This window comes from Mesorhizobium sp. M7A.F.Ca.CA.004.04.2.1 (assembly GCF_004022825.1).
Lineage (GTDB): Bacteria > Pseudomonadota > Alphaproteobacteria > Rhizobiales > Rhizobiaceae > Mesorhizobium.
In genome coordinates this window covers 1-8803 of sequence record NZ_RZPH01000144.1, presented here as the reverse complement: position 1 = coordinate 8803, position 8803 = coordinate 1, and the positions used below count along the sequence as shown (strand labels likewise).

Annotated in this window: 9 protein-coding genes and 1 pseudogene; 5 read left to right on the top strand and 5 right to left on the bottom strand. The window is 62.3% G+C overall.

All coding sequences use genetic code 11. From position 1 onward, the window contains the following. Nucleotides 1-240: 240 nt before the first annotated feature. From rho to hemE, 3 genes are all read right to left on the bottom strand, one after another. Nucleotides 241-1506, bottom strand: a complete 1266-nt coding sequence (rho, locus tag EN893_RS09350) for a transcription termination factor Rho (RefSeq protein ID WP_127268017.1) — start codon at nucleotides 1504-1506, stop codon at nucleotides 241-243. Nucleotides 1507-1737: 231 nt separating this feature from the next. Next, on the bottom strand, nucleotides 1738-2274 hold the full coding sequence (hemJ, locus tag EN893_RS09345) for a protoporphyrinogen oxidase HemJ (protein ID WP_127268018.1): 537 nt from the start codon (nucleotides 2272-2274) through the stop codon (nucleotides 1738-1740). Further along, the gene (gene hemE / locus EN893_RS09340; RefSeq protein ID WP_127268019.1) at nucleotides 2274-3305 is read right to left on the bottom strand and encodes a uroporphyrinogen decarboxylase; all 1032 of its coding nucleotides are present in this window, start codon (nucleotides 3303-3305) and stop codon (nucleotides 2274-2276) included. The genes hemJ and hemE overlap by 1 nt, the downstream gene beginning before the upstream one ends. 405 nt (nucleotides 3306-3710) lie before the next feature. Here hemE and EN893_RS09335 point away from each other — a divergent pair, with 405 nt between their 5' ends. From EN893_RS09335 to dnaQ, 5 genes are all read left to right on the top strand, one after another. Continuing rightward, entirely contained in the window at nucleotides 3711-4532 is an 822-nt protein-coding gene (locus EN893_RS09335) for a pyruvate, water dikinase regulatory protein (RefSeq protein WP_027037546.1), read from the top strand. A gap of 169 nt (nucleotides 4533-4701) precedes the next feature. Next, on the top strand, nucleotides 4702-5301 hold the full coding sequence (locus tag EN893_RS09330; protein WP_027037547.1) for a Maf-like protein: 600 nt from the start codon (nucleotides 4702-4704) through the stop codon (nucleotides 5299-5301). Continuing rightward, the gene (locus tag EN893_RS09325; RefSeq protein WP_127268020.1) at nucleotides 5294-6136 is read left to right on the top strand and encodes a shikimate dehydrogenase; all 843 of its coding nucleotides are present in this window, start codon (nucleotides 5294-5296) and stop codon (nucleotides 6134-6136) included. The genes EN893_RS09330 and EN893_RS09325 overlap by 8 nt, the downstream gene beginning before the upstream one ends. Then, complete coding sequence (coaE, locus tag EN893_RS09320) at nucleotides 6133-6732, top strand: dephospho-CoA kinase (protein ID WP_127268021.1); 600 nt, start codon at nucleotides 6133-6135, stop codon at nucleotides 6730-6732. The genes EN893_RS09325 and coaE overlap by 4 nt, the downstream gene beginning before the upstream one ends. Before the next feature lie 294 nt (nucleotides 6733-7026). Further along, a complete protein-coding gene (gene dnaQ / locus EN893_RS09310; protein ID WP_127268022.1) occupies nucleotides 7027-7728 on the top strand; it encodes a DNA polymerase III subunit epsilon in 702 nt (233 codons plus the stop codon). Between the two features lie 132 nt (nucleotides 7729-7860). On the opposite strand, the pseudogene EN893_RS09305 reads toward dnaQ, so the two are convergent. Together EN893_RS09305 and secB are read right to left on the bottom strand one after the other, a co-directional pair. Then, nucleotides 7861-8144: pseudogene (locus tag EN893_RS09305) on the bottom strand (GIY-YIG nuclease family protein). 253 nt (nucleotides 8145-8397) lie between these two features. Next, nucleotides 8398-8803, bottom strand: a 406-nt coding sequence (secB, locus tag EN893_RS09300; protein ID WP_128361505.1) for a protein-export chaperone SecB, incomplete at its 5' end; no start/stop codon positions are given.

Sequence of the window (8803 nt, the reverse complement as noted above, 5' to 3'; positions counted from 1 at the left end):
GAGTTCGCCAATGCAACTTGACACCACAGATAGTCGCTCATTGCCCTGCCGGGCATTTCTCCCCGTATAGGGACGGGGAGAAAGACGCCGTCATGGACGGTTTCGCCAATTTTCAACGCAGCAGAACGAGCGCCGAGGTTGCGGCCATCTCCCTTCTCCCCGTCACTATACGGGGAGAAGGTGCCGGCAGGCGGATGAGGGGCAGCGCAAGCAGTTGGCCGTTGGCCCTCGCCAGTCCTCTTACGTGTTCATCGAATCGAAGAAATCGGCATTGGTCTTGGTCTGCTTGAGCTTGTCGATCAGGAACTCGATTGCGTCGGTGGTGCCCATCGGCGCCAGGATGCGGCGCAGCACGAAGATCTTCTGCAGATCCTGCTTGGAAACCAGCAGGTCTTCCTTGCGGGTGCCGGACTTCAAGATGTCCATGGCCGGATAGATGCGCTTGTCGGCCACCTTGCGGTCGAGCTGGATTTCGCAGTTGCCGGTGCCCTTGAACTCTTCGAAGATGACTTCGTCCATGCGGCTGCCGGTATCGATCAGCGCGGTGGCGATGATGGTCAGCGAACCGCCTTCCTCGATGTTGCGGGCGGCGCCGAAGAAGCGCTTCGGCCGCTGCAGCGCGTTGGCGTCGACACCACCGGTCAGCACCTTGCCGGATGACGGCACGACGGTGTTGTAGGCGCGGCCGAGACGAGTGATCGAATCGAGCAGGATGACGACGTCGCGGCCATGCTCGACCAGGCGCTTGGCCTTCTCGATGACCATTTCGGCGACCTGCACGTGGCGCACCGCCGGCTCGTCGAAGGTCGAGGAGATCACCTCGCCCTTCACCGAGCGCTGCATGTCGGTCACTTCTTCCGGCCGCTCGTCGATCAGCAGCACGATCAGATAGCATTCCGGATGGTTGGCGGTGATCGAGTGGGCGATGTTCTGCATGAGAACCGTCTTGCCGGTACGCGGCTGCGCGTTGATCAGAGCGCGCTGCCCCTTGCCGATCGGCGCGACCAGGTCGATCACACGCGGCGAGATGTCCTTGGTGGTCGCATTCTCGATCTCCATCTTCAGCCGCTTGGTGGGATAGAGCGGCGTCAGATTGTCGAAGTGGATCTTGTGACGGATCTTTTCGGGATCGTCGAAATTGATGGTGTTGACCTTGAGCAGCGCGAAATAGCGCTCGCCCTCTTTCGGGCTGCGGATCGGCCCTTCGACCGTATCGCCGGTCTTCAGCGAAAAGCGCCGGATCTGCGACGGCGAAATATAGATGTCGTCGGGACCTGGCAGATAATTGGCGTTGGCGGAGCGCAGGAAGCCGAAACCATCCTGCAGCACCTCGACCACGCCATCACCGATGATCTCGATCTCCTGGGCGGCCAGCTTCTTCAGGATCGCAAACATCAGCTCCTGCTTGCGCATGACGCTGGCGTTTTCGACCTCGAGCGATTCGGCATAGGCGATCAGCTCTGGCGGTTTCTTGTTCTTGAACTCGGCGAGTTTCATTTCTTGCATAGACGGACCTTGAATAGATGGAGTCTGGGTAGGCTTTGGGAAAAATATCGGCGGGATGCGACAAATGCCGGGCGCGGCCGAAAACAATGAGGGGCGGCGCATGACGGGAAGGAAGACCCGTCTTTTATCGTCGGTCGGGTGAAAGAGCAAGCTGCGTTTTGCGTGACCTATGAAGGCTTGAAACGCATCACTGCCCGTCGTTGTCTCCTGGCCGTTTTTGAGCAGCATGCATCAGAACGGCTTGACCACCACCAGGATGACGATTGCGATCATCAGCAATGTGGGGATCTCGTTGACCATCCGCCAGTGCCTGGCCGGTTTTTCATTGCGGTCCTCGGCGAATTTGCGCACCGCGCCCGCGAGATAGCCATGCATGGCGGACAGCAAAAGCACCGCACCGATCTTGGCATGCAGCCAGCCGCCCTGGAAACCAAAACCCTTCCAGGCGAGCCACAGGCCGAACACCCAGGTGACGATCATCGCCGGGTTGATGATGCCGCGCAGCAGGCGCCGCTCCATCACCTTGAAGGTCTCCGATTGCACCGAGCCCTTCTCGGCATCGGCGTGATAGACCAGCAGCCGCGGCAGATAGAGCATGCCCGCCATCCATGAGATGACGGCGAGGATATGGATCGCCTTTGCCCAGAGATAGAAGCTGTCGGGTGCCGCGAAATACAAAAGCGCGGTGAGAACGACCAGCACCGCGATACCTGACATCATCCGCATCATCGCCTGACCGGTGCTGTTCGTGTTTTTCATCTCAGCCATCAGCGTGTCGCGCTCCGCACCTGTTTCACCATCGCCTCGACATGGGCGATCGGCGTCTCCGGCGTGATGCCATGACCGAGATTGAAGATCAGCGGTCCGTCTCCCAGCGCTCCCAGGATCGCCTCGACGCCGTCGGATAGCGCCTTGCCGCCAGCCACGAGCCGCAAGGGATCGAGATTGCCCTGAACCGCACCCGAGCGCTGCAATTCCTTCGCCGCGATCAGGGGTACCGTCCAGTCGATCCCTAGCGCCGTCACGCCGGTCTTCTGTCGATATGTCCGGTAGCGCGAACCGGCACCCTTGGGAAAACCGATGATCGGAACATCGGGATGAACCGCCCGCACCCGGCCAACGATCTCGGCCATCGGCTGAACGCAGAACAGGTCGAAACTCTCATCGTCCAGCACGCCGGACCAGGAATCGAATATCTGCACCACATCCGCACCCGCCTCGATCTGGCGGATGAGATAGGCGGCCGAATGTTCGGCAAGCACCTTCAGCAATCGTTGAAAGGCCACCGGTTCGCGATAGGCAAAAAGCCGCGCCGGCGCCTGGTCGGGCGTGCCATGACCGGCGATCATGTAGGTCGCCACCGTCCACGGCGCGCCGCAGAAGCCGATCAGGGTTGTCTCTTCGGGCAGTTTGGCCCGCAACCGGCGAACCGTCTCATAGACCGGTTCGAGATTCACGTGAAACACCTCGCCTTCCAGAGCCAAAATCTCCGGCGCGGTGATCGGCGTCAGCAGCGGCCCTCTGCCCTCTTCGAAGCGGACGTCACGGCCAAGCGCATGCGGAACGACAAGGATATCGGAAAACAGGATCGAGGCATCGAAGCCGAAGCGCTCGATCGGCTGCAAGGCCACTTCGACCGCAAGGTCTGGATCATAGCAGAGGTCCAGGAACGAGCCCGCGCGTCTGCGTGTCTCCCGATACTCCGGCAGGTAGCGTCCGGCCTGACGCATCATCCAGAGCGGAGGCGGAAAATGGGCCTTGCCCCTGAGGACATCCAGCATGATCCGGTTCTGGGGCATCGAGCGCTCGCTTCTCCCAGCCTCTTCTATAATCAAAGATTCTTATATCTAAGATTCTTCTGATTCTAAGAGTCTGTTGGTTCTGGTGGTTGCCACCTGTCCCGCTTTGCCCCGGAAAACACCAGCCAACATATTGTCGCGTGCTTCTTTTTCCCAGATGTAGGGTTCTGGGGATAGATCGGAATCGATCAAGCGAGTCAAAGTGTTAGGCACAGTGGTGAAAAGCAGGTCCTGTGGACGGACCGCAGTCGAAAAAAGCCGTCCCCAAACTTGTCCCCAGTCGCCCGACGAAGCTGACAGCGCATCGAATTGTGGACAAACTGCCATCTGATACAGTCGCCTCCGACAGGCCCGTCTTTTCATCCCGCTTTATCCACAGAAGCCCACAGCCCCAGGTGACCCCCTGTGAACAAACCCCAGAGCTTCTTCCACCTGCACCTGATTTCCGACGCGACCGGCGAAACGCTGCTCGCCGCCGGCCGGGCAGCTTCGGCGCAGTACAAGGACGCGCGCGCCATCGAGCATATCTATCCGCTGATCCGCACCGAAAAGCAGGTGGCGAAGGTGTTCGAGGACATCGAGGAGGAACCGGGCATCATCCTCTATACGGTCGTCGACCAGAAGCTGGCGCGCGGCATCGACGAGCGCTGCGCGGCCATGGGCCTGCCCTGTGTGTCGGTGCTGGAGCCGGTGCTGACCGTGTTCCAGTCCTATCTCGGCACCCCGGCCGGCCGCCGCGTCGGTGCCCAGCATGTTCTCGACGCTGAATATTTCCGCCGCATCGATGCGCTCAATTTCACCATGGACCATGATGACGGCCAGTTGCCGCTCAACATGGACGATGCCGATGTCGTGCTGATCGGCATTTCGCGCACGTCGAAGACGCCGACCAGCATCTATCTCGCCAACCGCGGCATCAAGACCGCCAACATCCCGATCGTGCTTGGCGTGCCGGTGCCGGAAAGCCTGGTTGCCGCCAGCAAGCCGCTGATCGTCGGGCTAATCGCCACCGCCGAGCGCATCTCGCATGTCCGGCAAAACCGCATCCTCGGCAACAGCAGTTCGTATGAGGCATCGGATTATGTCGACCGCGCGGCGATCAGCGAAGAGCTAGCCTACGCCCGCAAGATCTGCACGCGCCATGGCTGGCCGATGATCGACGTCAGCCGCCGCTCGATCGAGGAAACGGCGGCGGCCATCGTTGCCCTGCGGGGGAAGACGCGCTAGGGCGTCGATATTCAGGTGATGCCGGCCTGCAAATGGCGGTTTCCTGCGCTTCCGGTGCTCACGTACTTTAAGTACGCTCCGCTCCGGTTCTCGGAAGCCACCATTTTCGACTCGGCCTGACCTGAATCTCAACACCCTAGTCGGTGCCAGAAAACCAGGCGTACAAACCATGACCGAAAAACTCATCCTCGCTTCCGGCAGTCCGTTCCGCAAGGCGATGCTCGTCAATGCCGGCGTCGATGTCGAGGCGGTGCCGGCCGATGTCGACGAGCGCGCGCTCGAGGGGCCTTTGCAGGATAGCGGCGTCTCGCCCGAGGATGTCGCCCTGGTGCTGGCCGAGGCCAAGGCCACAGAAGTGAGCGAGCGCAGGCCGGGCGCCCTGGTGCTCGGCTGCGACCAGACGCTGTCGCTCGTCGACGAGGTGTTCCACAAGCCGGCTGACATGGAAGGTGCCCGCCGTCATCTGCTGGCGCTGTCGGGCAGGACCCACCAGCTCAACAGCGCCGCGGTGCTGGTTCGCGACGGCAAGGTCTTGTGGCGGCATGTCGGCATTGCTTCGATGACCATGCGCAAGCTCGACCCGGCCTTCGTCGGCCGCCATCTCGCCCGCGTCGGCGCCAAGGCGCTGGGAAGCGTCGGCGCCTATCAGATCGAAGGCGAAGGCATTCAATTGTTCGAGAAAATCGAGGGCGATCATTTCACCATTGTCGGCCTGCCGCTTCTGCCGCTGCTGGCCGAACTGCGTGACCTGGGGGCAATCGATGGCTGAGGCGTCGAAGAAGGCCTTCGTGTCAGGCCATCCGGTCAAGCATTCGCGCTCGCCAAGAATCCATGGCCACTGGCTGGCCAGGCATGGCATTGACGGCAGCTACCAGGCCATCGATGTCGCGCCGCAGGATTTTGCCGAGTTCGTGAACACGCTGCAGGCAAACAATTACCGCGGCGGCAACATCACCATCCCGCACAAGGAAGTCGCCTTCGCGTTGGCCGAGCGCCGCGACCAGGCGGCGCAAGAGATCGGCGCCGTCAACACGCTGTGGTTCGAGAACGGCGTCCTGTGGGGCGGCAACACCGACGGTCACGGCTTTGCCGCCAACCTCGACGATCATGCGCCGGGCTGGGCAAGCAACGGTCCGGCGGTGGTGCTTGGCGCCGGCGGTGCGTCGCGCGCCGTCATCCATGCGCTGAAGCAGCGCGGCGTTGCCGACATCCGCATCGTCAACCGCACTCTGGCCCGAGCGCAGGAATTGAGGGATCGTTTCGGCGCCGGCGTGTCGGCGCATGGCATGGCGGCGACCGATGAACTGCTCGGCGATGCCGGCCTGCTGGTTAACACCACAGCGCTCGGCATGCATGGCAATGAAGGCCTGTCGGCCGATCCCGCCCGGCTGCCGGACCACGGCATCGTCACCGACATCGTCTATGTGCCGCTGGAGACGCCGCTGCTCGCCGCCGCCCGCGCGCGAAATCTGAAGACGGTCGACGGCCTCGGCATGCTGCTGCATCAGGCCGTGCCCGGCTTCGAGCGCTGGTTCGGCGTCAGGCCGCAGGTCACGGGGGAATTGCGCGCGCTTATCGTCGCCGATCTGGTGCCGAAGCCATGATCGTGCTCGGACTCACCGGCTCCATCGGCATGGGCAAGTCGACCACGGCCAGGATGTTCGCTGACGCCGGCGTGCCGGTCCATGATTCCGACGAGGCAGTGCATCGCCTCTATGCCGGCAAGGCAGCCCCCCTGGTCGAGGCCGCCTTTCCCGGCACCACACTTGCCGGCGTGGTCGATCGTGCCAAACTTGGCGCGCGCGTGCTCGGCGATGCCGCCGCGCTGAAGCGGCTCGAGGCGATCATTCACCCATTGGTGCGCGCCGACGCCGATGCCTTCCTGGCCAAGCATCGTAACGCGAGCGAATCGATCGCGGTGCTCGACATTCCCCTGCTGTTCGAAACCGGCGGCCGCAACCGCGTCGACAAGGTCGTCGTCGTCACCGCCCCGGCCGAGACCCAGCGCGAACGCGTGCTGGCGCGGCCGGGCATGACGGAAGAAAAACTGGCATCGATCCTGGCCAAGCAGGTGCCGGACGCGGAAAAACGCCGCCAGGCCGATTTCGTCGTCGACACCGGGCGGGGATTGGACGCTGCGCGTGTTCAAGTGAACGCGATCATTGCGGAGCTAATTGGGCGCGGCGGACCGCGCCACTGACACTGGCTGCTGTCTGTCAACGTCGGCGCCGCCCCTCATCTGCCTGCCGGCATCTTCTCCCCGTATAGTGACGGAGAGAAGGACGCTGTCGCAAAGGATTTCGCCAATCTCCAAGGTTCGGAAAGGGAGCCGAGGTTGCGGCCAGCCCCTTCTCCCCGTCACTATACGGGGAGAAGGGCCCGGCAGGGCGATGAGGGGCAGCGCAAACCTGTAGTGATTGCCTTGATCAGCTTCGTTTCCCATTGCCATTTTGTTCCGGTCTCACGATTCTGCTCCTTTGGAGCGACTGATTCGATGCGTGAAATCATCTTCGACACGGAAACCACCGGCCTCGATTCGCGCGACGACCGCGTCATCGAGTTGGGCGGCGTCGAGCTGGTCAACCGCTTCCCGACCGGCAGGACCTTCCACCACTACATCAACCCGCAAGGCCGCGCGATCCACGCCGAGGCGCAGGCGGTGCACGGCATCAGCGCGGCGGACCTCGCGGGCAAGCCGACCTTTGCCGAGATTGCGCAGGAGTGGCTGGACTTCACCGACGGCGCCAAGCTGGTCGCCCACAACGCAACCTTCGACGTCGGCTTCCTCAACGTTGAATTCGGCCGGCTGGGTCACCCGGTCATAGACAATGGTTTTGTCGTCGACACGCTGGCGCTGGCGCGCCGCAAGCACCCGATGGGCCCCAACTCGCTCGATGCGCTCTGCCGGCGCTACGGCATCGACAACACCAAGCGCACCAAGCACGGCGCCCTGCTCGATTCCGAATTGCTGGCCGAGGTCTATATCGAGCTGATCGGCGGCAAGCAGGCGGCACTCATCCTCGACAGCGCCACCGCGCCGGCGCAAGGCGAGAATGTCCGCCAGATCGAAATCATCATCAGCCAGCGCCCGGCACCCCTGCCGCCGCGTGTCACCGAAGCCGAACGCGCCGCGCACACCGGCATGGTCGGGACGCTTGGCGAAAAGGCGCTGTGGCTGAAGGTTGCGGCTGGCTGAGCAACTACTGACCGAAACCCTCGCGTCTTCGTCATCCTAGGGCGGAGCAGGAGCGAAGCGACGTTGCGGAGACCCTAGGATCCATGCAGTGACAGTGGTGCAGTGGCTCCGGCGGTGCAAAAAACCGAACGCCTACCACCCCGTCCCGCGAATCAGCTCGAACCATTCCGGATTGGCCTTTTCAATTAGATCTTCCGTTGGCGCGGCCAGCGTTTCAGCGACTTCTCGCGCTGGATGGCATCGGTGATATCGAAAAATTCTTCGTACCAGACCAGCCGCTGAACACCGTAGCGGCTGGTGAAGCGCGAGCCCTCACCGGATTTGTGCTCCGGCATGCGGCGACCGAGATCGTTGGTGACACCGATATAGATGGTGCCGGCCTTCTGGCTCGCAGTCATGTAGACATAGCCGGTCATCGTTTTAGCGTAGCGAGCATAGGCGCGGGGGCAAGCGCCATTCTGATCCGTTGCATTCTAAGGCGCACGTCACGGCATGGATCCTAGGGTCTGCGCTGCGTCGCTTCGCTCCTTGCTTCGCCCTAGGATGACGAAGACGGGAGGGCTAGGCCATTCGAAGGGCGCCGGCGCCTCAGCTATCTCTCCAGCACCTCAAACAGAAAACCCGGCGCGAGGCCGGGTTCTCAGAAAACAACAGCGATGGCAGCCGAGCTCAGCTCACCTTGACCTTGGACGCCTCGTCCTCGGCCAGCTTCTGCTGGAACATCTGTGCGAAGTCGATGGGGTCGAGCATCAGCGGCGGGAAGCCGCCATTGCGGGTTGCCTCGGCGATGATCTGGCGGGCGAACGGGAACAAAAGGCGCGGGCATTCGATGAACAGGATCGGCAGCATGTGCTCCTGCGGAAAACCTGCGATGGCGAACACGCCGCCATAGACCAACTCGACATTGAACAGCACTTCCTGGTCGAAGGACGCCTTGGCGTTCAGCGTCAGATTGACGTCGAACTGCTTGTCGGAGAGCGGGTTGGCGTTGACGTTGACGTTGATGGCGATGCCCGGCGCCTTGTCGCGACCGCGCAGCGAATTGGGCGCGCCGGGGCTTTCGAAGGACAGGTCC

What these genes read in the sequence shown, in the direction of transcription:
- EN893_RS09330 (WP_027037547.1), top strand. Translation starts at nt 4,702, where the DNA reads ATGACCGAAAAACTCATCCTCGCTTCCGGCAGTCCGTTCCGCAAGGCG.
- rho (WP_127268017.1), bottom strand. Translation starts at nt 1,506, where the DNA reads ATGCAAGAAATGAAACTCGCCGAGTTCAAGAACAAGAAACCGCCAGAG.
- coaE (WP_127268021.1), top strand. Translation starts at nt 6,133, where the DNA reads ATGATCGTGCTCGGACTCACCGGCTCCATCGGCATGGGCAAGTCGACC.
- dnaQ (WP_127268022.1), top strand. Translation starts at nt 7,027, where the DNA reads ATGCGTGAAATCATCTTCGACACGGAAACCACCGGCCTCGATTCGCGC.
- hemJ (WP_127268018.1), bottom strand. Translation starts at nt 2,274, where the DNA reads ATGGCTGAGATGAAAAACACGAACAGCACCGGTCAGGCGATGATGCGG.
- hemE (WP_127268019.1), bottom strand. Translation starts at nt 3,305, where the DNA reads ATGCCCCAGAACCGGATCATGCTGGATGTCCTCAGGGGCAAGGCCCAT.
- EN893_RS09325 (WP_127268020.1), top strand. Translation starts at nt 5,294, where the DNA reads ATGGCTGAGGCGTCGAAGAAGGCCTTCGTGTCAGGCCATCCGGTCAAG.